Source organism: Helicobacter sp. L8, assembly GCF_003660355.1.
In the GTDB taxonomy this organism is placed as follows: Bacteria; Campylobacterota; Campylobacteria; order Campylobacterales; family Helicobacteraceae; genus Helicobacter; species Helicobacter labacensis.
Window position 1 is genome coordinate 39,133 of record NZ_QXQR01000004.1, and the last position, 24,296, is coordinate 63,428.

Below are 24,296 nucleotides of genomic sequence, written 5' to 3' on the forward strand. Positions count from 1 at the left end.
ATTTTCAATCTCAAGGAGTGTTGATGGAATTTAAAGTGGTGGTGTGGGATTTTGACGGAGTGATCTTTGATAGCATGCATTTGAAGTGCATGGGGTATAAGCGTCTTTTTGGGGATATAGACCCCCAAGCATGGCAAGCCTTTGAGGTATACCACTACGCAAGCGGGGGAGTCTCTAGGGGAGAGAAAATCGATCATTTCTACCGCCACATCTTAGGCACGCCCTTAGAGTCCTCCCAAATAGAGGAGTTGGTGTTAGAGTTTGGTCAAATCATCGCCAAAGAACTCTTTTCTAAGAGTCATCTCAATACAGAAGTGATGGGCTTTATCCAAGCGCATTACCAACACTATCCTTTCCATGTCGCCTCTGCAGCTTTGCATACGGAGTTGCAATCACTTTGTAGCTATTTAGGGATCACGCCCTACTTTAAAAGCATTGCCGGGAGTCCCCCGGCTAAGGTCAAGGTGTTAGCACGCTTGATCGAGGCGTATCGCTACACGCCCAAAGAGATGGTGTTGATTGGGGATAGCCAAAATGATTACACCAGCGCGCGCTCTAATGGCATCGCCTTTTTGGGCTATAACAACCCCGCGCTCAAGGCGTTAAAGGGGCTTGGAAGTGGCTATATTGAGAGTTTCCAAGACTTTAACTTGCAGGATTGTGGCAGATATTTTGTAAATCAATAACCATATCACAACGCTCGATCGTGCTTAGGCGGTGCGCGATCACCAAGAGGGTTTTATCTTGGGCAGCTTGGTAGATTTCCTCCATGATCTCACTCTCTGTCAAGGTATCAAGCGCAGAAGTGGCCTCATCTAACACTAAAATTTCGGGATTGTCATACAGCGCGCGCGCAATCCCCACGCGTTGCTTTTGCCCTCCACTAAGCTTCACCCCTCCCTCGCCCACTTGGGTATAAACCCCCTCGTGCTGGGCTAAAAAATCATAAATGCGCGCTATTTGGCACACTTCTACCACTCTTTTCTCATCAAGGGGGCTACCAAAGGCGATGTTCTCTGCAATACTGCCTTCAAAGAGATAAATATGTTGGGGGATATAACCAAATTTCTGCCGCCAGCTTTTGATATTTGCTGGGCTTAAGACTTGGTTGTCCACATAAATTGCGCCCAAACTGGGTGTAAACATGCCCATGAGAATATCCACTAAAGTGGATTTTCCACACCCACTAGGCCCCACGAAAGCCACTTTTTGTCCCTTGTGGATCGTGAGATTGAAGTTTTGCAACACGGGATGGTGGGCTTTGTAGGCAAAGGACACATTTTCCAAACGGACACTGTGTTTGAAGTGCAGGGGGGTATCTCCTTCTTCTAGGATGGGTTTGTGGAACTCCTTAAACACCACATTGATAGCGTGTTGGTGGTAGACAATAGCGTTGTAACTGCTTAAAATACGACTCACAGAGGGCAGCATGCGGTAGAGAGCTAGAGCATACATGGAAATGATGGGTAAGACCATTTGGGCTTCGCCGTATTTGTAAAGCACATAAGCCACCGCCAAGATCAATAAAATAAAACCAATGGTTTCTAAAATTTTATTGGGCATCACCTGCATGGTTTGGTAGGCGACCTTGGCGCGCGCGCTTTTAAGGCTATATTCTGAAAAACGCTCACAGGCTTCTAGGTGGTTATTTTTAAGGCGGGTGAGTTTGAAGTTACCAAAGAATTTGGAGAGCACCTTTAAAGAGTATTCGCCTGAGGTGCTGACAACTTGGCCTTTTTTTTGGATGGACTTGGACATGTGTTTGGTGATAAAATACACCTGCAATAAGAGCAATACGCTCAAGACTAAAGTCATCTTCCAGTTTGTCAACAAAAGCAAAATGTATAAAAACACAATGATCATGCTCTCTGAGAGCAAATTCCACAATGCCCCAAACCCTTCCATTGTCTGGTTGCTTTTGGTGGTGATGGTGTTGCGGATGCGATCTAAGTGCAAGTTGGTGTGTTCTAAATAAGAGGCTTGGATATGGCGCAAGAATAATTGCTGGGCGATCTTATGGGCTTTTTGGTTAGCAAAACGGCTATTGAGATAGGTAAAAAGCACACTATAACCCATCCTGAATAAATACAGTCCCACTAGAGCGAGGCTAAAGGCAAACATGAAATGCAGGGGGGTTTTGAAGTGCAGCCATTCATAGAAGGCTTTGCTGTAAGGATGACTCAAAATGAGATTAGGGGTGCTAGCCAAAGTGATGAAGGGCATGATCATGCTAATGGTGAGCACTTCTAGGAGGGATAAGCCTATGGACATCAACACTAAGAAAAACGCGATCTTCTTGTCGCGCCGGTTTAAGAAAGACAAGAGTTGCTTTAGGGAACGCCAAAATAGCTTAACAGAGCGTTGTTTCAAGCCAATCCTTGAAGAAGAGTTGGGCTAGTATAACTAAGGACTCTTGATTATTTAGGCTATTTTGACTATAGTGGCGCGTCTTTTGACAAATAATCACTAGGAGTTTTCATGTTAGTTACCAAATTGGCCCCAGACTTCAAAGCCACCGCCATTATGCCCAATAACCAAGTGGACGATAATTTTGAGCTTTCTAAAAACTTAGGGAGGAATGGCGCGGTGCTATTCTTTTGGCCCAAAGACTTCACTTTTGTGTGCCCCTCTGAGATCATCGCCTTTGATCACCGCATTAAAGATTTTCATGACAGGGGTTTCAATGTAATTGGGGTGTCTATTGATACCGAAGTGGTGCATTACGCGTGGAAAAACACCCCTGTAGAAAATGGAGGGATCGGGCAAGTGAGTTTCCCTATGGTTTCTGATGTCAAAAAGGAGATCGCTAGGAGCTATGAAGTGCTTTTTGACGAGGCGATCGCTCTGCGTGGCTCTTTTTTGATCGACAAACACCAAAAAGTGCGCCATGCCGTCATTAACGACTTTCCTCTAGGGCGCAATGTAGATGAAATGTTGCGCATGGTGGATGCTTTGGTGTTCTTTGAAGAAAATGGCGAGGTGTGCCCTGCTGGTTGGCGCAAAGGCGATGCGGGCATGAAACCCACCCATGAAGGCGTGCAAGAATACCTTAGGGATCACGCCAGTCGCCTCTAGCCCTAGTCTAAAAGTGCCAGGCATGAGAGATGCAGAACACCACACTCCTCTCAAAGGCACTTTTGGGTTCAGGATTTAAAAAGATTTTCATCCCCACCTCTACATCTACGATGTGCCAGGTTACGATGGTGCGAAATTGCACCCCAAAGGTCCCAATCGCCCTAAAATAGGTGGATTGGTAGGGACCAAATACCAACTCTTTAAAAGAATTCCAAGTGTTCAGCACGATGTCGCTAGCCCTTTGATTCACGATCCAAGTGTTAGCCCCAAGCTGTAAACCAAAGAAAAACGCCCAGGAATTGATGGGGTTTTTATTGTAAGCCACCATGAAATCCCCCCCCACCCCATAGGTGAAGAGATTGACTTGGCTTTTAGAATGGGGTTCTAAAAGCACATTCCCATAATCTACAAATACATAGTAGCGTCCATAAGCCCAATCGTGTTTGGGATTGATTTCATAGCCCCAAGAAATGGACGCGCCTTGTAAGAGCTTGGTCGTGCCCCGTGTTTTAAAACTAACCATACCACCTTGATACGATGAGGACATGTAGCTTAAATTCTTAGCCCCTAAACTCCCCACCAACGCCCACACCAAGCACCACCACTTCATTGCCATCCTAAAGTTTTTGGCGATCCTAGCATAAATTAGCCACTTAAGCTAGGATATGTTAGAATTCGAGTTTATCTTTTTTAATGAAGGACAATGATGTTAGAGGGTCAGGCGCGCGCAGTGCTATCCAAATCCCAAAGGAAAGCCCTTAGAAAAGAGGGCTATTTGCTAGCTAATCTCTATGGCAATAAGGTAGAAAATGTCTACGCCACCTTTAAGAGCAATGATTTTATCCGGTTTGTCAAAAACAAGCCCCATTTGGATTTTCAAGTCAAGGTAGGCGCGCAAGCTTACCATGTGGTGATTCAAAGCTACCAAAAGGACCCCGTGAGCAACGCCTTGATGCATGTGGATTTGCTGGTTTTAAATCCGGGGGTGCCCTCTAAATTCTATGTGCCCGTGAAAGTGCATGGCATTCCTGTGGGCTTGAAAAACAAGGGGATTTTGATGCTCTCTAAAGAGCGCGTGCATGTGCAGTGCGCCCCAGAACATCTCATTTCTAGTTTCGAGCTAGATGTCGCGCCCCTAGATGTAGGCGATGTGATCTTGGTGCGGGATTTGCAGGTGCCCGATTCTGTCAAACTCTTAGAAAACCCCCATAACGCTGTAGTGGGTGTAATTAAGGCTAAATAACCCTTGAGATTACTTGTGGGCTTGGGAAATCCCACTTTGGTCTACGCGCACACGCGCCATAATGTGGGTTTTGATGTGCTGGATTTGCTAGCCCAACAATTTGGGGCGCGTTTCAAAAGTGCCCCTAATTACCACTACGCCACAATCGCGCCCTATTCTTGTTATCTTTTAAAACCCATGACTTACATGAACCTTAGCGGAGAAGCGTTGAGCGCGTTTTTGCGCACGCATGCCGTGCGCGCGCTCTTGGTCGTGCATGACGATCTAGATCTGCCCCTGGGGGCTTTGCGTTTCAAGGCTAAGGGAAGTTCTGGGGGGCATAATGGGCTCAAATCCCTAGAGGCGCACTACCCACACCCCTTTTACAAGCTCAAGATTGGAATCGGGCGGGGTGAGGATGCGCGCACGCATGTGCTGGAGGGTTTTAACGCCCAAGAAGAACCCCTAAAACAACAAGTCTTCCAACGCGCTTTGCAAGCCCTATGCTTTTATTTAGAACACGATGATTTTGCGCGCATGCAAGCGCGTTTCACGCACAACCCCCACAAATCCTCCCCATGCGACTCTGGCTCTTTGTAGGTTCTTACTATCTGAAGTATTGCGGGATTATTCTGTGCGCCTTAGAGTTTTTCTTTATTGGCATTGACAGCCTGCAGTATGCAGACAAATTCCCCGATGCAGCTAATCTAATTTTATTATTCTTTGTCTACGATGCGCTCTATGCCCTTAACTACACTCTCCCCATCTCTTTGCTCTTAGGTTTGGTGCTCTTTTACATCGCCTTTATCCGCTCCAACCAATATAGTGCCCTGCTGGCTATTGGCTACTCTATCAAACAAGTTCTAAGACCGATGTTGGTCATCAATTTGGTGTTAATCCTCATCTTCATTGGTCTGAATGCCACCCCCTTTGTCTACATGCAAGAGAAAGCCCAAGCCATCATCTACAAGGATGGTCCCACCAATATTTCAGAAAATCTCTTGGTGAAGTATAACGATGACTATGTCTACTTTGGCAAGATTAACCCCCTCTTGCAAAGCGCCCAAAACATCAAAATTTTTACCCTCACCCACAACCAACTCAGCGCAGTCGCCCAAGCTAACCATGCGGTGTTTGAACACAGGTATTGGGTTTTGCATGACGCAAGCACAGCCACACTCCCCACCCCCCTAGTCTTAGGGCAACAGGGCTTGCGTTTAGAAAATAGTGCTTTGCTTAAAACCTTGAAGGGTTTTCACCCCAAAGTGCTAGACACTATCTACCAAAATAAGCCGGCCGTTTCTATCACAGATGCGTTGCGCTCCCTGCGTGTGCTCTATGCCCAACACGGGGACACTAAAAAGGTGCGCGCTTTTTTGTATGTGTCTATCTTCTTGCCCTTTTTTGTGCCCCTGACAGCAATCCTCATTGCGCGTTATACCCCCAATTTAGCGCGCTATGAAAATCTTGCTCTCTTGAGTTTGAAATTCATCATCCTCTCTTTGATTCTTTGGGGCTTATTCTTTGCGCTGGGAAAATTTAGCATCGCTGGTCTATTTTACCCCGAATTAGGGATTGTGCTCCCCTTTGGCTTGTTGTGCGCCATCGCCCTATACCATTACAAACAGCTAGACAAGCGTCTTTAACCTGCTTTGGGCGTGGAGGACGCTCTGTATTTGACACGCGTTCGATCTTTTGGCTTTGAAAAGTGTGGTGGCATAGCCAAAATATCCTCTAATGATGTGGGTTAAAGCTTACTAGCGTCTTTGCTGGTTCACAACACATTTGGTACCCAGCAGAGGGCTAGCCAAGATTGGCGATACAAAAGAGCGCACCAAGCAAAATGGGAGGTGCTTGCTAAGAGAATAGGGGGACTCATTTGGTTTTGATCAAAGCTATCGTAAATTTAAAGAGGATAACCCATAGCGGCTTAGCTCTTGTAAATATACTCATGGGTCAAGGGGATGCTATTATCCACGCTGTGGGTGAATAGGAGTTGGTAGAGATCCACACTCCCCACGCGAAAAGCCGAAGCGCAACTATTCAAATACAGCCCCCACATGCGCACAAAACGCGCATCATACATCTTAGTGATTTGATCTTGGTGGGCTAGGAAGTTTTGATACCAGATGTCTAGGGTTTTAGCGTAGTGCAAGCGCAAGCTCTCAGCCAAGACTAAATGAAAATCACTCTCTGCACTAATAGAAATCACCTCTCTTAAAGAGGGCAAATACCCCCCCGGGAAAATGTATTTATCAATCCACGCGTTGGTTGTGCCCTCAAAGCAACACAGAATAGAATGCAGTAAAAACACGCCCCCTACTTTTAGCACCTCTTTGACCTTTTTGAAGTAAAAAGGCAGGTTCTCCTTACCCACATGTTCAAACATGCCCACACTCACCACCTTATCAAAGCGCTCGTGCATGCCATCTAAATCTTGATAATTCAAAAGACGGATAGTAACCCGATCTTCTAAGCCCATGTCTTTGACCCGTTGGCTAGCCTGCTTGAATTGCTCTTCTGAGATGGTGATCCCCACCACTTCTACGCTGTATTCTTGAGCCGCCCGAATCGAGAGATAACCCCAGCCACAGCCAATATCTAGAAGTTTTTCGCCCTGTTTGAGATCGAGTTTTTTGAGCGTGTGATCGAGTTTTTGTAATTGGGCTTGGTGCAGGGTGTCGTCATGTTTTTTAAAATAGGCGCATGAATAACTCAAGGTTTCATCCAGCCAAAGCTTGTAAAAATCATTGCCTAAATCGTAATGGCTTTGGATATTGGAACTCTCTTTGGTGGGTTGCTGGAAAGGAATGGCTCTGTCATGCTTGTGTAGATGGGCATAATTGGTGTGTAGATACAGCACGCGCGCCACTTCATCCATAGAACCCTCAATGTCGATCACGCGATCCATGTAGGCTTCCGCGATGGTTAGGGACATGTCTTTTTTGACATCACCCATTGTAAGGGGGCGGTTGAATTTGATGGTGAATTTAGGGGTTTTTGTGCCGTTTTGATAAATGTCCTTATCCCAAAAAATCACGCGGTAATCCCCATTTTTAAAGCGTTTAAACATGGATTTTAAAAGCATCTTGGCTAACATAGACATCCTTTTGTGCTATTATATGCTTTTAGACTTAAAGGCAAACGCATGCAAACCCTAATCTCTACCCCTATTTACTATGTCAATGATGTCCCCCATTTAGGGCATGCTTACACCACAATCATCGCTGACATGTTAAAGAGGCACCACGCCCTTAGAGGGCATGAGGTCTTTTTTTTAACCGGCACGGACGAACACGGGCAAAAGATCGCCCTAAGCGCGCAAAAACATGGTCTAAGCCCCCTAGAGTACGCCTCTCAAATCAGCGCGCATTTTAGATCGCAATGGGATTTTTTTAATATGGATTACGATCACTTCATCCGCACTACAGATCACGCGCACACCATAGCCGTGCAACGCGCTTTTGCCACCATGCTAGAACAAGGCGACATTTATAAGGGCACTTACAAGGGTTCTTATTGCGTGAGTTGTGAGAGTTTTGTCGCCAGCCATGCGCGTTGTCCGGATTGCCAGAGAGAAACGAGCATTTTAGAAGAGGAGAGTTATTTTTTTAGATTGAGCCAATACCAAGAACCCCTGTTAGAATTTTACGCTAAAAACCCTAGAGCCATCTTGCCCACCAACCGCATGCCTGAAGTGTTGCGCTTCATTGAGCAGGGCTTACACGATCTCTCCATCACACGCACCAGTTTTGAATGGGGGATCAAGCTCCCCCCCGCATGCAAAGACCCCAAGCATGTCATTTATGTTTGGTTGGACGCGTTGCTCAACTATGTGAGCGCGCTAGGCTACCCTGAGGGGGAGAAAATGGGCTATTTCAACCACGCTATTCATGTGGTCGGTAAGGATATTTTGCGCTTCCATGCCATCTACTGGCCCGCCTTTTTGATGAGTTTGAAATTGCCTCTTTTTAAGCATTTGTGTGTGCACGGGTGGTGGACCATTGAGGGCGTGAAGATGAGCAAGAGTATTGGCAATGTGATCAACGCCCAAGAGGTCGCCCAAGATTATGGCAAGGACACCTTGCGTTATTTTCTCTTGCGTGAAGTGCCCTTAGGGCAAGATGGAGATTTTAGTCTTGAGGCGTTGTTACGCCGCTCCAATGCGGATTTAAGCAACACCTTAGGTAATTTGGTGCAACGCCTAAGCGGAATGGCATGGCGTTATTTTGAAGGGCGCATTGAGAGCGCGCAGGTTTTGCAATACTACACCCAAGATTACACCACTCTAAATGGGTTTTTTGAGCCTTTAGAAGCGAGCATGCAAGAGATGCAACCCCATAAATACCTAGAGGATTTATGGAAAGTCTTTGAGGGGGCTAACGCGCTCATCGCACGCGAGGAGCCATGGAAAATGCACAATCGAGCCCAGATTATGGCGTTGTTGGGGTTAATTGCTACCCTACTAGCCAAAGCCACTTACTACCTTTACCCGGTAATCCCCCAGAGCGCGCGCAAGTTAGCCGATATTTTGGGTTTAGAGTTGGAAGCTAGCGCATTTGTGCGCCTGCAAAAAACCCCTTTTCTAGACTCTTTTGTGATCCAAAAAGCCCAGCCCCTTTTCCCCCGCCTAGAACTCTTAGTAACAAAAGCCCCAAAACCCCGCGCCCCTATTACTCTCAAGGATTTCCAAAAACTCGAGATTCGTGTAGGGCAGGTGTTGAGCGCAGAAAAGCTCCAGCAAAGCGATAAGCTTTTATTGTTGCGTGTGGATTTTGGGGATAGAGTGCGCGTGATTCTCTCTGGAATTGCCAAGCATTATGAGCCCAAAGCTCTAGAGGGGCAGCAGGTGTGTGCTTTGCTAAACTTAGAACCGCGTAAAATGTTAGGAGTGCTCAGTGAGGGCATGGTGTTGAGCGCAGGAGATGGAGAAAACTTAAGGTTAATTGCGCCCCTAGCCCCCATGAAAAATGGGAGTGTCATTAGCTAGTGCATGTGGCTGAGGTGGTGGAGATCACGCGGGGGGTGCTTAAAGGCGCGCCTTGCGTGCACGCCTTCAGCCACATCAGCACCGATCCTAAAGACACTAGGGGGGGGCTCTTTGTCGCCCTGCAACCCCATAATATCGCGTGCGCGCTGGAGAATGGGGCTTATGGAGTGCTTTGCGATCAAGACATAACTATTAGCGACTCTGAGATCGCTTGGATTGTTGTCCCCCAAGTGGTTAAAGCCCTAGAACGCTTGTTGCGCTACCACTTACTGGGGGTGCGCTTGCTTTGCGTTTCCCGTGTCGAATTTGCCATTCTCTCTAAAATTTTGCATGCTAAAAGTGTGGTATTCTTCGAGGGGGAGAGTGTGGCGTTGTTGAATTTGTCCCTTTTGGAAATTTCTTGCGTTGTGGCGCACACGAGTGCCTTGCGGGGGTTGTTTGGAGCAGAATTGGAATTAGAGGATTTTGCGCCCTTCCAAATCTTGTCCAAGTCGTTATTTAGTTTGAGTGTTCTCTATCAAGGCGTGCGCTTTGATCTCAAATTGCCTAGCTTTTATGCCCCGCAACTAAAGCGCGCTTTGTGCGCTTGTCAGGCACTAGGAGAGCGCGCCCAACTAGAACACTTAGGCATGTTACCCCTGCGTGTTTTTCATACTAATGACGCGCTAGAACCCTGCGCGCACGGCTCTAAGGTGCTAGTGGGCGGGATTAGCCCCCAAGAAATGCCTGCATGGCTTGCTTACGCGCGCCAATGCGCCCCTTGGCACAGAATGCAGATTTTTACCCCCACTCCCTTAAAAATCGCCCACCAACTCTACCACAATGCAGATCATCTCAGATACTTGTTGCGCGCCCCCTTCACTTTGGGCTTTATCTTAGGGGATGTGGACATAGGCGCGCTGTTAATGGATAAACCCCAACAAGGGAGTTTGTTTGGCTAGTTATTGTGTGGATCAGGGCTTGCGTATCTATCTTAATGAGGGGGTGGATTTGGATCAACTCTATGAAAAGGCATGGGCTTTGCGCCCTTGGCGTAAGGGACCTTTCATGCTAGAGGGGCGCGATCGGGGCTTTAAAATCCAAAGCGAATGGCGGAGCGATTTTAAATGGGAACTTCTCAAAGATTGCTTAGAGCTAAGAGGCAAGCATGTTGCTGATGTGGGTTGCAATAATGGTTACCATCTCTTTTGTATGGCTAAACAGGCTTGCGCGAGTTTAACCGGGTTTGATCCTAGCGCGCTTTACAAAGCCCAATTTGCGTATCTAAACGCATTATTGGGGCTTGATATTCTCTATGAGAGTTTGGGAGTGGAGGATTTGCGCGCTTACCCTAGGCGTTTTGATGTGATTTTTTGCTTGGGCGTGCTCTACCATAGAAAAGACCCCCATAGCGCGCTCAAAGCCTTGCACATGGGGTTAAATAAACAGGGTGTGTTGGTTTTAGACACCCTCATTTACGAGAGCCCCCTAGAGGTGGCTCTTTGCCCGCGCACTTACGCCAAGATGCGCAATGTCTATTTTATCCCTAGCCCTAGTGCTTTGCAAAATTGGGCACTTAAAGCGGGTTTTAGCGCATGTGATCTGTTTGCTAGATGCCCCACCACCACCCAAGAACAACACAAGAGCGCGTGGATTGAGGGTTTGAGTTTGGAGCATTTTTTAGACTCTAGTGGCTCTAAGACTCTTGAGGGCTATGATCCCCCCGTGCGGGGTTATTTCATCTTAACAAAAGGCTAGACATGAGTGATACCCCCCCCCTTGAGGAAGGTTTGGTGGTTTGTTCTAGGTTAGAGCAAACCTTGTGCGCGGATTTGATTTCTTTTGGATCGGGGCGAGCTACAGTTTGCCTCGTTCCTAAAGAATTCATGTTATGTGAGGAAGATGTGGTGCATGCGGGCTTTATCGTGGGAGCAGCAAGTTTTGCAGCCCTATGCGCGCTCAACAAAAAAAATAGCCTCATTAGTTCGATCAAGCTCAGTTTACTTGCCCCCATTGAATTAAAACAAGAGATTTATTTCAACGCCACCATCAACCACACTAGCTCTAAAAAAGTGTCTGTGCGTGTGGAGGGGGAATTTATGGAGATCAAGGTGTTTGAGGGGGATTTTGAGATTTTAGTTTTTGAAAAACGCCCCTTTAAGTTCAACTTTAAGGAGGAGTAGTGGTTGTTGTGCTGGTGGTGGATAGTTTTGAAAACAAGAGCAATGGCACTTCTATGACGGCTTACCGCTTTTATAAAGCCCTGCAAAAACATGGGCATGAGGTGCGCGTGGTCGCGCCTTTCGTGCAAGGAGAGGGATTTTATAGCGTGCCTGAACGCCATATCCCTTTAGTAACCCCAATCGCGCATAAACAACATATCCTCTTTGGCAAACCCCAAAAGGAAGTGTTGCAACGCGCCTTTGAAGGGGCACACATCATCCATCTCTTTTTACCCTTTAAATTAGAAAAGATCGCCATAGAAGTAGCCCGTGCTATGAAAATCCCCTTTGTGGGGGCGTTTCACTTACAGCCAGAACACATCACTTATAATATCAAATTAGAGAGGTTAGCGTGGTTAAACCGGGCGATCTTTTGGTGGTTTAGGCAGAATTATTACCAACACCTCAACCATATCCATTGCCCCTCTGCGCTCATTAAAGCCGAATTAAATAGGCATGCCTATGGGGGAAAAAAATATGTGATTTCCAATGGTTTTGATCCTCTTTACACCCCCCGCACCCATAATACCAAGACAGACGATCTCTACCACATCGTCATGGTGGGGCGTTATTCGCCTGAAAAAAACCAAAAAGTGCTTATTGACGCGGTGCATTTGAGCAAACACCGCTCCCAAATCCAATTACACCTCAAGGGGCAGGGACCTTGTTTGGACGCGTTGCAAAAGCAAGCGCGTAAGTTAGCCCACTCTGTGGATTTTGGCTTTGTAGAACCTAGTGCCTTGGTAGAATTGCTTTACCAATGCGATTTGTATGTGCACAGTGCTGATGTGGAGGGAGAGGCGATCGCCTGTTTGGAAGCGATGAGTTGTGGGATTGTGCCTATCATTTCAGATAGCAAGATCAGCGCGACCAATCAATTTGCCCTAGATGATCGCTCTTTATTTAAAGCCAATGATCCTACAGATTTGGCGCGCCAAATTGACTATTGGTTAGATCACCCCACAGAGCGCGCCCAAATGCAAACAGCCTACGCGCAAAGCACACAAAATTACACTTTAGATCGATCCATCAGGCAGACTCTAGAGATGTATCAAGAGGTCATTGAGGATTTCAAGCGCATTTACTGACGCACCAAATCTACCCCCTTAGGGAGCACAAAGGTGAATACAGAGTCCTCTAAGGGGACATTGGTTTGCACAGCGCTGAAAGTGATTTGGACTTTATTGTCCAGTTTGTCGGCAAACTCCAGCAAGTAGGGCAAGCCATTTTGTAAGGTGAGATAATAGGTGGTGTCTTTGATCTTGGCTTTGTAACGCCCATCTTTTTGGAGTTTGGCTTTTTTAACGATGCTAAAGAAATCTAAAGACTTGTCTAGTTTGGTGAGAGTGGCTTGCATGAGCTGGGGTTCATAGACCACCACACGCTTATCACGCATGTAAATCTCTTTATTGGAGGGCTTGTAATAAACCCATTTGATTGAATCGGGGAGTTTGGCAAAGAGCTCGCCCTCATACACGGGGCTGGGTCCCTCACCCAACACCACCTGTTTAAAATGCGCGCTAAAACTCTGGAATTTTAAATCCAGCCCCAAAAGCCCGCCCATGCCCAAGCATAAAAACACGATCCAACGCATTGTCTTTTCTTTTAGGCGCGATTGTATAAAATTTTGTTAGAATCTAGGCTTTAAAACAACATGGATACTCGCATGATTAAAACCCTTGTGAATAAAATTATCGGCACGAAAAACCAGCGCGCCATCAAGGCTTACCAACAACGCGTAGCAAAAATCAATGCGTTAGAGAAAGAGTGTAGCGTGTTTAGCGATGCGCAGTTGCAAGAAGCCTTTGAGGGTTTGAAAGCCCAAGTGCGCCATCAAGAAAGAAGTCTAGATGAGGTCTTATGCCAGAGTTTTGCGATCACGCGGGAGGCTTCTAAGCGCGTGTTGGGTATGCGCCATTTTGATGTGCAACTCATCGGGGGCATGGTTTTGCACGAGGGCAAGATCGCTGAGATGAAAACCGGGGAGGGGAAAACTTTGGTGGCGACTTTGGCAGTGGCTTTGCATGCGATGAGCGGGCAAAGTGTGCATGTGGTGACTGTGAATGACTATTTAGCCCAAAGGGATGCTAGGGAGATGGAGCCTCTTTATAATTTTTTGGGCTATAGTGTGGGCGTGGTGGTGGGGGGAAGTTTTGATGAGGAACGCCTAGAGATTTACGCCAATGATGTTGTTTATGGCACGAATAATGAATTTGGCTTTGATTATTTGCGCGACAACATGAAGTATTCTTTGGATCAAAAGGCGCAAAAAGAACACGCCTTTGCGATCATTGATGAGGTGGATTCGATCTTGATTGATGAAGCCCGCACGCCCCTAATCATCTCAGGACCAGTCAATAAGCGCATGGAGAATTACGAACGCGCGGACATGGTCGCCCAAAACATGCAACTTGACACAGATTTTACCATTGATGAAAAAAACCGCGTGATTCTCATCACCGAAGAGGGCATTAAGAAGGCTGAAAATCTCTTTGGGGTGGATAATCTCTACAGCCTAGACAACGCCATTCTCTCCCACCATTTGGATCAAGCCCTCAAGGCGCATTACTTATTTGCCCGAGATAGGGACTATGTGGTTTCTAATGGGGAGGTGGTGATTGTGGACGAATTCACCGGGCGTTTGAGTGAAGGGCGGCGCTTTAGTGAGGGCTTACACCAAGCCCTAGAGGCAAAAGAAAAAGTGGGAATCAAAGAAGAGAGTCAAACTCTAGCGGACATCACTTTTCAGAACTATTTTAGGCTCTATGACAAGCTAGCGGGCATGACGGGCACTGCCCAAACAGAAGCCACGGAGTTTTTAGAAATCTATAATTTGGAGGTGATCTCTATTCCCACCAATATCCCCATCCAGCGCAAGGATTTAAACGATCTCATCTATAAGAGTGAGAGGGAGAAATTTGAAGCGGTGATCGCCAAGATCAAAGAATTGCACGCCAAGGGGCAACCCGTGCTGGTGGGCACAGCGAGCATCCAAAAAAGCGAGGTTTTACATGCTTTGTTGCAACAAGAGCGCATCCCCCACACCGTTTTAAACGCCAAACAGCACACCAAAGAAGCCGAGATCATCAAGGATGCCGGACTCAAAGGGGCTGTTACTATTGCCACTAACATGGCTGGGCGTGGAGTGGATATTAAGCTCAGTGAGGAGATCAAGCAATTAGGCGGGCTTTACATCATTGGCACAGAACGCCATGAGAGCAGGCGCATTGACAACCAACTTAGAGGGCGTAGCGGGCGGCAGGGCGATCCGGGGGTTAGTCAATTTTATTTGAGCCTAGAGGATAGCTTGTTGCGCATTTTTGGGAGCGATCGCATTAAGGGGGTGATGGAAAAATTGGGCTTGAAAGATGGGGAATACATTGAATCCAAGCTAGTAACACGCTCTGTAGAGAACGCCCAAAAGAAGGTAGAAGCCCTACACTTTGAGAGTCGTAAACACTTGCTAGAATACGATGATGTAGCCAACGAGCAACGCAAAACCGTCTACAAATTCCGCAACGAGTTGTTGGATGATAATTACGACATCAGCGCGCGTATCGAGGAGAATCGCCAATATGCGGTGATGAAGATTTTAGAGAGCCAACAAGCCTTTGAGGCGCAGGATTTCAGCGCGCAGGATTTACAGAGTATCGCCCATGTCTTGCAGGAGGAGTTCAACGCCCATATTGATTTTGAGGACTTGGAGGAGGATAGTTTAGCTAGCTTGGAGGCGTTTATTCTTGGCGCGCTAGAAGAGCAATACCAAGCCAAGATGGAGGGGATAGAGGATCGCAACAAGATCGAGCGCATCATCTATCTACAGATTTTGGACAACGCGTGGCGCGAACATCTCTACACGATGGACAATCTCAAGACCGGGATCGGGCTTAGAGGCTATAACCAGAAAGACCCCTTGGTGGAGTATAAAAAAGAAAGCTACAATCTCTTTTTAGAACTCATCGACTCGATCAAGCTAGAGGCGATCAAGACTTTCCATAAGCTAGAATTGAGCCATAGCACCCATGAGGACACCCAGAGATTCTTTAGCGACCTAGAGGAAGCCCGCGAGGAGTTGAGTTTTAATAATTCAGAAATTGAGTTGGCTTTGAGTAATTGGGAGATGGAAGAAAAAGAAGTGCCCAAGAGCATTTCTAGGAACGCGCCCTGTCCTTGCGGGAGCGGGAAGAAATACAAGCATTGCCATGCCAAGAGTGGTCCTAAAAAAGGGATTTTTGCCAAACCCAAATGAGTGTGATCGCGCCCTCTTTGGTGCCCTTCTTGGTGCGCCGTTATTTGCGCTTTGATAAAAACCAGCCCTTTATTAGCATCACCGCATTGTTGGCTTTTTTGGGGGTGGGGGTGGGGGTGATGGTGCTCATTGTGGCGATGGCGATCATGAATGGCATGAATAAGGAGTTCGAAGCCAAACTATTTGTGATGAACTACCCCTTAACTTTGTATACAACAAGTTATGCGGGCATTGAACAAAACACTTTAGAAGCCTTAGAACGCAAGTTTCCCCATTTGCTCTTTAGCCCCTACTTGCAAATGCAGGTTGTGGCGCGCTTTAATGGCATGGTGAATGGAGGGCTATTATTTGGGGTGGACATAGACAGGGAATTGCGCATCAACACCATTTTAAAAAAAAGCTTTGATACACAGAGTTTACAACGCTTTAAATCCACGCCCTTCCACCTCATTGTGGGTAAAACCTTAAAAGAATCGCTTTTACTGGGCAACGCCAAGAAATTGGATCTATTTTTCACCAAATTAGAGCCCACTGGCTTTGTGCTTTCCCCCACCATGAAACGCTTTGAGGTAGACGGGGTCTTTGAATCCGGGCTTAGGGCTTATGACAATAGCTATCTTTATACTAATTTAAAAGCTCTGAGCGCAATCAGAAACTTGCCTGCTGGGGTATATGATGGAATCCATGTGTATTCACAACATGCAATGGAGGATATGGACAAAATCAAAGAAGCACTTAAGGAGATTCCCAATCACGGCATAGGCATTGAGGGGTGGTGGCAACAAAATGGGAATTTCTTTTCGGCAATGGCTTTAGAAAAGCGCGCGCTTTTTATCGTGTTGATGCTCATTATTTTAATGGCCTCTTTAAACATCATTAGCTCTTTACTCATGGTGGTGATGCACCGCCGCAAAGAGATCGCTCTATTACTCAGTCTAGGGGCTAGCACTAAGGAGATTCAGCAGAGTTTTTTTGTCTTGGGGAGTGTAATTGGGGGGAGCGGGATTATCTTGGGCGTGATCTTGGCTTTTTTGGCGATGGGCTTGTTGGCGCATTTCCCTATTATTTCTCTGCCTGCTGATGTCTATGGCATGGATAAACTGCCCCTAGATTTGGCGATGGGCGATTTTCTAGGCACACTCATTGGGGCTACTTTGATTGTCGCGCTCTCTTCTTACTACCCCGCGCGCAAGGCAGCCAGCGTAAATGCACTAGCGGTGTTGCGCAATGAATAGGACAATTTAAGCTAGATTGCGCTAGAATGGGCGCGTCTTTTAGCGTCAGCTAAAGAGAAATTTCGCGGAGAGAGCACTTTGAAGAATATTTATGTAGGGAATTTGGTTTATAGCGCTACAGAGCAAGAGGTAGAAGAGCTCTTTAGCCAGTTTGGGGCGGTGAGTTCTGTCAAACTCATTTTAGATCGAGAAACCAAAAGACCTAAGGGATTTGGGTTTGTGGAAATGGAAGACGAAGGCGCGCTCAAAGCGATCAGCACTCTAGACAACACGGATTTTATGGGTAGAACTATCCGCGTTACTGAAGCCAATCCTAGAAGATAGCCCACACTCTAAAAAGCAAAACTGACTTCAGCCGTGCCGATGTTGTGGCTTTCGGGTTGTTCGCGGAAGGTTTTGCTCAAATTGGTGGCGATGATGGCGATTCTAAAGCCCTTGTAAAGCAAGGCGACTCCCCCTTCTAAGGCGTAGAGTGCCACCGGGAGGTGTGTGATACCCTGTGTTTGGGGGCTATTGCCTTGGATAAAAATGTCAATGGGTTGGTAGCTCCCTGACACCCCCGCAAAGATATAAAAAGATAATTTGTTGCTATAGGGGAATCCCCCGCTTAGATTGGAGTTGATCTTGTTGGGTCCAAAATCCACATCTAAATTATAACCCACACGCAATAGAGAGCCTAAGCGTGCGTGCGTGATGGCGTTGCCCAGAGTGATGTCTATGCCCGGGATTAAGTCTATGCTAAGAAAGCGCGTTTGTAGCAGGGGGATTTTACGCAACCATTGGTAGGCGATCTCAAAGGTAAATTCATTGCGGATTTGGTGTTGCCAACCTAAAAAACGCTTGTCGCCCAGTTTGTTATGCACCCAATCTTGAATTTCTTGCGCAAAGGCATGGGGTCCTACGGTGCCAAAGGAAATAAATAAACTCTCTAAGCTGTGCGCGCTACGCTGAAAAACCCCCAAATCTGCCTTAAGCCAGCCGGCATAGAGGTGATCCCCGGGCACTATAGCTTGTTGGCGGTAATGCTCTAGCAAGGGGGTGTAAATGCTTTGACTCACCAAGAGAGCAAAACGCGTCATTTTAGGGGATTTGTAGAGCAGACTGGCGTAACGACTCCATGCCAGCCAAGATTTGGCGTAAGCCGCCCCCCAGAAATTGTATTCTTTACTCACATAACCCACGCGGTTACCCGCCGTGTAGTAGCGATCGATGGGGTGTAAATACGCGTCATTTTCGCTTAGAAGCGTGATAGACTGCTTTTTATAGGGCACTAAAGTGGTAGGGGTTTGCAATAAAGAGCGCGCCTCACCCACGCCACATAGAAGCAACAACAGCCATACAAACACAGCAATCCTTTTAGGGGGGTTAATAGTCCACGCGCGCTAGATAAAGCCCTTGGGGGGGAGCGGGGGTGTTGTGGTGGCGTTGTTGGGTAGCAATTTGATCTTGTAGTTGCGCTAAACTTAGATGTCCCAAGGAGTGTGCCAACGCTGCGCCCACCATCAAGCGAACTTGGGCGCGTAAGAAGCTGGGCGCGCTGATGTAAATCACCCCGCAGGGCACGCCTAAAAACGAACGCGCAACACACTTGGCTTTATAAATCTGCCTTTGGGTGTTGCGCGATTCTTGCTTGCTAAAATATTTGAAATCATGCACGCCTATAAACGCGTTTAAAGCCTGTTGTAGGCGCGTTAAATCCCCATGTTCACAGCAAGCGATGTAACGGCTTAAGAAAGGATTATGCAGTTTTTGAGTGAAGACATAAACATAGGTGCGCTTGAGCGCGCAAAAACGCGGGTGAAACTCTAGAGGCACGATCTGCAGGCATCTGCAAGTGATGTGGGGAGCGAGTTTAGAAGGGAGGTGTCTTTGCAAAGTCTCTAGGGGCAGGCTAGCGCAAAAGGAGATCACTTGGGCTAGAGCATGCACACCTTTATCTGTCCTGCCCGCGCTCAAGCAGGGGCTAGCAATCCCCAAGGCGTGCAAGCTAGCCTCTAAAACCCCCTGCACACTGGGTAGATGGGGTTGCTTAGCGTAACCACAAAACGCGCTCCCATCATAAGCGATCACCATTTTAAAGCGGCGCATCAATAAAAACGCACCACCACGCGCCTATAGAGCGCATACGCCCCGACAAACCACACAATGGGCAAGGTGATTGTGCCCACCAAAGGCGCATCTTGACTCACCACATGCATGCTTAAAAAATACAACCCTACAGCCACCAACACATAGACATAAGAGAGATTTTTAGCATAACGCGGGTTAGCAACCCCAAACAAGGGGATGAGAAATAAGCTAGCTAAAGGAAAGAGCGCGACTAAGATGGCTTGGGTGAAACGCCTTTGTTGGTTTTGATCCGGATGCGCCCCAAAGGCTTTTTTCCAATAGCCTATGTAATCATGCCCATGCAAGTAAGCCGAGTTGGAACGGCTAGAAAACACCGGTCTATTCTTTAAGATGAGCTCTTTAAAATGCACTTTGCGCACTTGATCTTTGGTGGCAAAATAGGCGTTACCATGGTCTAATTCCAATTCAAATAGCCCCTGTTGGTTACGGATTCGCCCCTCTTTAGCGATGATAAAACTCTCCGTTACCAAACTCTTGTGCGAAAAAAGCACCAAATCGCTAAAGACTCCATTGTGGCTTTTACCCACATACACTAGCCAATCTCCTAGCTTTTGCCCAAATTCCCCCGCTTGGATATTCACATCCACGCGCTCTTTTTTATCCCGCAAGAAAGAGTAATAAGCGCTCTTGGAAGCCGGGACCAAAATGAGAGAAAACACCAATAAGATCGCGCTCACCACCACGCACAGGGGCAATAAGGCTTTCACCAACTCCTTAGGGGCGATTCCTAGGGAAAAGAACACCAGCAATTCGTGATCGTAAGAGAGTCTAGCCAGCCCGATCACGCATGCGCTAAAAAAAGTGATGGGGATGATGAAAAAGATCGTCCCGGGCAAGAGATACAAATAGAGTTGCAAGAGATCCAACGCGCTGAGTTTCACCACCAAAGTTACCGTGGCGATACTAATGAGCATCACAATTGAAGCGATGAAAAAGAGCACCAGAAAGAAAGAAAAGAAAACTTGGGCTATGGCGTTGAGCATATAGCCTTTAGCAACGCGCACCGCTCACACCCCTCGCTTAACCCCATTGACAATAGGGACAAACAGACAGCTATCTAACACACTTTGCACTTCCAAACGCCCCTTTTGTTTGACAAAACGCGTGATTCTTTGGCTTTGCTCCTCCCCTATGGGCGCGATCAAAATCCCACCCTCCTCTAGTTGATCCACCAACGCGCTAGGGATACTAGACGCGCACGCTGAAAGGAGAATGCGATCATAGGGGGCATAATCCTGCCAACCTGCCTGCCCGTCTCCTAATTTGGTGTGGATATTGGTTACCTTGAGTTTTCTAAAACGCTCTTTTGCCTCAAGCAAGAGTTTTTCAATGCGCTCAATGGTAAATACCCGCCTAAACAGTTTGGAGAGCACCATAGCCTGATACCCACTCCCACAGCCAATCTCTAGCACGCTATCCACTTGGTAGGGCTGTAAAAATTGCGTCATCTTAGCCACGGTTAAAGGAGAGCTGATGAACTGATCTGCGCCCATGGGCAAGGCATCTAGGCTATAGGCAAGTTGTTTAGAGGGCACGAACTCCTCGCGCGGGATCGCACAAATAGCCTGCTTGATCCTCTCCTCTAGGGGGAAGTGTTTGGCAATGGCCGCACACATGTGGGCGTTTTGGATGCGGTGCATCAAAACCCTTCAAAATTCAACGCGCCTTTAGCGTAATTACTCACCCGCCCCTCAAAGAAGTTCGATCTCTGATCGTTGAAGCTGGCAAACTGATCCACCCATCTAATGGGGTGTTTGGTATGGTAAAGTTTGGGTAAACCCACGGCGTGCAAACGCGTGTCCGCCAAATACTCTATATAGGCGCGCAAATTGGTGGGGTTTAAGTCTAAAATCTCATCTTGGGTGATGATGCGCCCCCATGCACTTTCTAATTCCACGGCTTGCGCGAACATGGCGCGCACTTCCTCAATGAGATCGGGAGTGAAGAGGTCTTTTCTCTCTTTTTTTAGGGTGTTGATCATATTTTGAAAAAGGGCAAGATGGGTTACCTCATCGCGTTGGATAAAGCGAATCATCTGGGCGGATCCAAGCATCTTCCCGCTTCTAGCCAGCGCGTAGAAAAAACTAAACCCGCTGTAAAAGTAAATGCCCTCTAAGATCTGGTTAGCAAACAACGCCTTGAGCAAATTGCGCTCTGTTTGTTCACAGGACAAATCCATATACACTTGCGCCACACAATCGTTTTTGTTTTTCAAGACCTCATCGGTGCGCCACATCTCATAAATCTCATCGCTATTAGCGCTAATACTCTCCACCATCACCGCATAGCTATGGCTGTGCAAGGCTTCTTCATAGGCTTGGCGCACCAAGCAGAGGTTGATTTCAGGGCTGGTGATAAAGGGGTTAATATTGTCAATCAAGTTATTAGTCTGCAAACTATCCATGAAAATGAGCTGGGCTAAGGCGCGGTCATAACCGATTTTTTCTTGCGTGCTGAGTTTGAGGTAGTGGGTTTTGTCCCCGTGCATGCTCACTTCTTCGGGAAACCAAGTGTTGTGTAACATGGTCTTCCACACCTTGTGCGCCCATTGGTATTTGATCTGGTTGAGATCGAACATGCCCGTAGGGTTGCCCCCAAAAATGCTACGATCTTGGGCTAGCTCTACAGATTGGGGGTTGTAAATTTTCTTGCGTCCAAGAGAAATAGGCGTGCCTCTATGCATGTATCCACCTTAAGAGATGTTGATGATTCCCACTATACCCCATGCAAACTTATTATTGGGTTATTGGGTGAAGATGTGCTAGCATACACACATGGAAAAACTCAAAAAAATTCTCGGATTAGCCCTGCCCTCTGCAAGCAATAATTTTTTAGAAATCTTTGTGATGGCGATCTCCATTGTTTTTATGGGAAAACTCTCAGATAGCCACATTGTAGCGATGGGGGTGGGTTTGCAATACATCCTCTTGTTCTACGCGCTCAATTCGATCTTTTTCATTGGCACGAACGCGGTGTTAAGCCGCCTAGTAGGCGCGCAGGATTTAGAAAGCGTGGCGTTGGGTTATTCTAGCATCTTGTTAGGGGCAAGTGTGCTCTGCGTGTTAGCGTGCGCGCTAGGTTTTGGAGGGATTGGTCTCTTTGTGGGCTGGATGGGTTTGAGTGCCCAAGCCAGCGCGCTAGCTAGGCAGTACCTAGAAGTTTTCATTTTTGCGATGCCGGCCATTTTTCTTAAAAATGTGATGGTAGCCGCTTTGGCTAGTCTCTCTGATACTCTCACCCCCCTGTTTATTAAAACCCTGATGAGTGGGGTGTGTTTGCTACTCAACCAAGCATTGATTTTTGGAGATTGGGGGTTTGTGCGCTTAGACATCGCAGGGGCGGCATGGGCTAATGTGATCGTGGCGTTTTTGGAATTGGGGATTTTATTTGGGGTGATCGCGTGTAAAAACACCCCCTTGAAATTCCGCTGGAAATTCGATTGGAAATTTTTCAAGCGCACTTGGCATGTGGGTTGGCCCTCTGGCTTTGAAAGGCTACTGAGTTTATTTTCTATGGCATTAGTGTCCAAATTTGTCGCTAGCTACGGGGATGCGATCTTGGCAGGCATGCAGGTGGGTTTGCGCGTAGAAACCTTTAGCTTCATGCCCGGGCTAGGCTTTACCATCGCGTGCATGGTGTTAGTGGGACAGAATCTAGGGGCTAACCAAGTCCAAATGGCACAAGAGTATATCCGCACCACCCTTAAAGTCGCCGGCTCTTTGCTGGGACTTTTGGGGGTGTTGATGGTGATCTTTGCTAAACCCTTTGCTTCCATTTTCACCCACAATGCCGATGTGGTGCGTGTGGCTTCGTGGTATTTAGGTGCTGTGGGAATCTCCCAAGTGCCCTTGATCTTCTTGTTCGTGCTAGATGGGGCGTTTCGGGGTGCTGGGATGGCTAAAGTTTCGCTCTACATCAACACCGGGAGTTTGTGGAGTTTGCGCATTATCCCTATGTATCTCTCACTCAAGGCGGGCTTGGATGTCAGGTGGCTCTTTGCCATCATCTGCGTAGAAACCTATGTGCGCGCGGGGGTGTTCTTTTGGGCTTATAAACAAGGCTGGTGGAAAAAACCCGGGCGTTTTGTGCCCTAGACCAATAGAGCTTCTTTTTTAGCCAATAGCAAATCGCTAGTTAGCATGTCAAAAATGAGATCATCAACCCCAAATTGGCGTTTCCAACCTAATTCGCGCTCAATCTTGCTAGAATCGCCTAGCAATAAATCCACCTCTGTAGGTCTAAAATAGCGCGCATCCACACGCAACACAATTTGATTAGGGCTTAAAGGGTGGGTAAAATCCACAAGAGGGCTGGGCTTGAGATCCACCACCACGCCCACCTCATCTAAGCCCTGACCTTGAAATGCCACAATCACGCCCACTTTTTCAAAGCAAGCCCGTGCAAATTCGCGGATACTTAAAGTCTTGCCACTGGCAACGACATAATCAACTGGCATGCTGTGCTGTAACATCAAATGCATCGCCACGACATAATCTTTGGCATGCCCATAGTCGCGCTTAGCGTCCAAATTCCCCAAATACAAGCAATCTTGCAAACCATAGAGCATGCGCGCAACCGCCATAGTGATCTTACGGGTTACAAAGGTTTCTCCACGCACGGGGCTTTCATGGTTAAATAAAATCCCATTGAGCGCAAAAAACCCATAAGCCTCGCGGTAATTTTTGGTGATGTAGTAGGCATAGAGTTTAGCCACGCCATAAGGGCTTCGCGGGTTAAAGGGGGTGTTTTCATTTTGGGGGGTTTGCAACACCTCTCCATAAAGTTCAGAAGTGCTAGCCTGATAAAAACGCGTGTCTTTAAGACCTAGCAAGCGCATCGCTTCTAATATACGCAAAGTCCCCAGCGCATCCACATTAGCCGTGTATTCAGGCATCTCAAAAGAAACCTGCACATGGCTTTGGGCGGCTAGGTTGTAAATCTCTGTGGGGCGGATTTTGGCGATCAAGCTGATCATGTTGCTCGAGTCGGTGAGATCGCCATAGTGTAAAAAAAAGCGCGCATGCTGGCTATGCACATCTTGGTAAATCCCATCGATACGGCTTGTATTAAAGGAGGAGCTACGCCTTTTGATCCCATGCACTTCATAGCCCAAATCCAACAAATAGCGCGCTAAATAACTCCCATCTTGACCGGTGATCCCAGTGATTAAGGCAACTTTTTTCATTCTCTTCCT

The 24,296-nt window shown here is 47.2% G+C and carries 24 protein-coding genes; 14 read left to right on the forward strand and 10 right to left on the reverse strand.

What is annotated here, in order from left to right; all coding sequences use genetic code 11:
* Positions 1–23 precede the first annotated feature (23 nt).
* A complete protein-coding gene (locus EAO37_RS03335) occupies positions 24–686 on the forward strand; it encodes an HAD family hydrolase (RefSeq protein WP_120943801.1) in 663 nt (220 codons plus the stop codon).
* On the opposite strand, the gene EAO37_RS03340 is transcribed toward EAO37_RS03335, so the two are convergent.
* A complete protein-coding gene (locus tag EAO37_RS03340) occupies positions 646–2,223 on the reverse strand; it encodes an ATP-binding cassette domain-containing protein (protein WP_240451717.1) in 1,578 nt (525 codons plus the stop codon). The two genes, EAO37_RS03335 and EAO37_RS03340, sit on opposite strands and share 41 nt — an antisense overlap.
* Before the next feature lie 255 nt (positions 2,224–2,478).
* Between EAO37_RS03340 and EAO37_RS03345 the strand changes: the two genes are divergently transcribed.
* Positions 2,479–3,075: a peroxiredoxin gene (locus EAO37_RS03345; protein ID WP_120943806.1), complete on the forward strand. Its 597-nt coding sequence runs from the start codon at positions 2,479–2,481 to the stop codon at positions 3,073–3,075.
* 7 nt (positions 3,076–3,082) lie between these two features.
* On the opposite strand, the gene EAO37_RS03350 is transcribed toward EAO37_RS03345, so the two are convergent.
* Complete coding sequence (locus tag EAO37_RS03350; protein ID WP_120951540.1) at positions 3,083–3,691, reverse strand: outer membrane protein; 609 nt, start codon at positions 3,689–3,691, stop codon at positions 3,083–3,085.
* A gap of 90 nt (positions 3,692–3,781) precedes the next feature.
* On the opposite strand from EAO37_RS03350, the gene EAO37_RS03355 reads away from it, so the two are divergent.
* Genes EAO37_RS03355 through EAO37_RS03365 form a run of 3 tightly spaced genes read left to right on the forward strand, consistent with a single transcriptional unit; the run spans position 3,782 to position 5,943 of the window.
* Positions 3,782–4,318 (forward strand): 50S ribosomal protein L25/general stress protein Ctc, encoded by a 537-nt coding sequence (locus EAO37_RS03355; RefSeq protein WP_120943809.1) that lies wholly within the window; start codon positions 3,782–3,784, stop codon positions 4,316–4,318.
* Between the two features lie 3 nt (positions 4,319–4,321).
* Positions 4,322–4,897: an aminoacyl-tRNA hydrolase gene (gene pth / locus EAO37_RS03360; protein ID WP_120943812.1), complete on the forward strand. Its 576-nt coding sequence runs from the start codon at positions 4,322–4,324 to the stop codon at positions 4,895–4,897.
* A complete protein-coding gene (locus tag EAO37_RS03365; protein ID WP_120943814.1) occupies positions 4,876–5,943 on the forward strand; it encodes an LptF/LptG family permease in 1,068 nt (355 codons plus the stop codon). The genes pth and EAO37_RS03365 overlap by 22 nt, the downstream gene beginning before the upstream one ends.
* 284 nt (positions 5,944–6,227) lie before the next feature.
* Here the strand turns inward: EAO37_RS03365 and EAO37_RS03370 are convergent, their stop codons facing one another.
* On the reverse strand, positions 6,228–7,397 hold the full coding sequence (locus EAO37_RS03370; protein ID WP_120943817.1) for a class I SAM-dependent methyltransferase: 1,170 nt from the start codon (positions 7,395–7,397) through the stop codon (positions 6,228–6,230).
* A gap of 48 nt (positions 7,398–7,445) precedes the next feature.
* Between EAO37_RS03370 and metG the strand changes: the two genes are divergently transcribed.
* The 5 genes from metG to EAO37_RS03395 are packed head-to-tail and all read left to right on the forward strand — an operon-like array spanning position 7,446 to position 12,576.
* A complete protein-coding gene (gene metG / locus EAO37_RS03375) occupies positions 7,446–9,287 on the forward strand; it encodes a methionine--tRNA ligase (protein ID WP_120951542.1) in 1,842 nt (613 codons plus the stop codon).
* The gene (locus EAO37_RS03380; RefSeq protein ID WP_120951544.1) at positions 9,287–10,228 is read left to right on the forward strand and encodes a hypothetical protein; all 942 of its coding nucleotides are present in this window, start codon (positions 9,287–9,289) and stop codon (positions 10,226–10,228) included. The genes metG and EAO37_RS03380 overlap by 1 nt, the downstream gene beginning before the upstream one ends.
* Positions 10,221–11,024 (forward strand): tRNA 5-methoxyuridine(34)/uridine 5-oxyacetic acid(34) synthase CmoB, encoded by an 804-nt coding sequence (gene cmoB / locus EAO37_RS03385; RefSeq protein WP_120943825.1) that lies wholly within the window; start codon positions 10,221–10,223, stop codon positions 11,022–11,024. Before EAO37_RS03380 ends, cmoB begins: the two co-directional genes overlap by 8 nt.
* A gap of 2 nt (positions 11,025–11,026) precedes the next feature.
* Positions 11,027–11,449 carry a PaaI family thioesterase gene (locus EAO37_RS03390; RefSeq protein WP_120943828.1) on the forward strand — a complete coding sequence of 141 codons (423 nt, stop codon included), beginning with the start codon at positions 11,027–11,029 and terminating at the stop codon, positions 11,447–11,449.
* A complete protein-coding gene (locus EAO37_RS03395; RefSeq protein WP_120943831.1) occupies positions 11,449–12,576 on the forward strand; it encodes a glycosyltransferase in 1,128 nt (375 codons plus the stop codon). The genes EAO37_RS03390 and EAO37_RS03395 overlap by 1 nt, the downstream gene beginning before the upstream one ends.
* Here the strand turns inward: EAO37_RS03395 and lolA are convergent.
* A complete protein-coding gene (gene lolA / locus EAO37_RS03400; RefSeq protein ID WP_120943835.1) occupies positions 12,570–13,082 on the reverse strand; it encodes a LolA-like outer membrane lipoprotein chaperone in 513 nt (170 codons plus the stop codon). The genes EAO37_RS03395 and lolA overlap by 7 nt on opposite strands.
* A gap of 72 nt (positions 13,083–13,154) precedes the next feature.
* Between lolA and secA the strand changes: the two genes are divergently transcribed.
* From secA to EAO37_RS03415, 3 genes are all read left to right on the forward strand, one after another.
* Positions 13,155–15,737 carry a preprotein translocase subunit SecA gene (secA, locus tag EAO37_RS03405; protein ID WP_120951546.1) on the forward strand — a complete coding sequence of 861 codons (2,583 nt, stop codon included), beginning with the start codon at positions 13,155–13,157 and terminating at the stop codon, positions 15,735–15,737.
* A complete protein-coding gene (locus EAO37_RS03410) occupies positions 15,734–16,972 on the forward strand; it encodes an ABC transporter permease (RefSeq protein WP_120943841.1) in 1,239 nt (412 codons plus the stop codon). Before secA ends, EAO37_RS03410 begins: the two co-directional genes overlap by 4 nt.
* Before the next feature lie 78 nt (positions 16,973–17,050).
* Positions 17,051–17,296, forward strand: coding sequence for an RNA-binding protein (locus EAO37_RS03415; RefSeq protein ID WP_120943844.1), 246 nt, complete (start codon positions 17,051–17,053; stop codon positions 17,294–17,296).
* Between the two features lie 8 nt (positions 17,297–17,304).
* On the opposite strand, the gene EAO37_RS03420 is transcribed toward EAO37_RS03415, so the two are convergent.
* From EAO37_RS03420 to EAO37_RS03440, 5 genes are read right to left on the reverse strand one after another with little or no spacing between them, the layout of a single operon-like run.
* Positions 17,305–18,318, reverse strand: a complete 1,014-nt coding sequence (locus EAO37_RS03420) for a lipid A deacylase LpxR family protein (protein WP_120943847.1) — start codon at positions 18,316–18,318, stop codon at positions 17,305–17,307.
* Between the two features lie 19 nt (positions 18,319–18,337).
* Positions 18,338–19,060, reverse strand: a complete 723-nt coding sequence (truA, locus tag EAO37_RS03425) for a tRNA pseudouridine(38-40) synthase TruA (protein ID WP_120943851.1) — start codon at positions 19,058–19,060, stop codon at positions 18,338–18,340.
* On the reverse strand, positions 19,060–20,085 hold the full coding sequence (locus EAO37_RS03430; protein ID WP_120951548.1) for an LptF/LptG family permease: 1,026 nt from the start codon (positions 20,083–20,085) through the stop codon (positions 19,060–19,062). Before EAO37_RS03430 ends, truA begins: the two co-directional genes overlap by 1 nt.
* Positions 20,086–20,109: 24 nt before the next feature.
* The gene (locus EAO37_RS03435) at positions 20,110–20,742 is read right to left on the reverse strand and encodes a protein-L-isoaspartate(D-aspartate) O-methyltransferase (RefSeq protein ID WP_120943854.1); all 633 of its coding nucleotides are present in this window, start codon (positions 20,740–20,742) and stop codon (positions 20,110–20,112) included.
* Complete coding sequence (locus EAO37_RS03440; RefSeq protein ID WP_162982155.1) at positions 20,742–21,767, reverse strand: ribonucleotide-diphosphate reductase subunit beta; 1,026 nt, start codon at positions 21,765–21,767, stop codon at positions 20,742–20,744. Before EAO37_RS03440 ends, EAO37_RS03435 begins: the two co-directional genes overlap by 1 nt.
* Positions 21,768–21,876: 109 nt before the next feature.
* On the opposite strand from EAO37_RS03440, the gene EAO37_RS03445 reads away from it, so the two are divergent.
* On the forward strand, positions 21,877–23,196 hold the full coding sequence (locus tag EAO37_RS03445; protein ID WP_120943859.1) for an MATE family efflux transporter: 1,320 nt from the start codon (positions 21,877–21,879) through the stop codon (positions 23,194–23,196).
* On the opposite strand, the gene gmd is transcribed toward EAO37_RS03445, so the two are convergent.
* Complete coding sequence (gmd, locus tag EAO37_RS03450; protein ID WP_120951552.1) at positions 23,193–24,287, reverse strand: GDP-mannose 4,6-dehydratase; 1,095 nt, start codon at positions 24,285–24,287, stop codon at positions 23,193–23,195. The two genes, EAO37_RS03445 and gmd, sit on opposite strands and share 4 nt — an antisense overlap.
* Positions 24,288–24,296 lie beyond the last annotated feature (9 nt).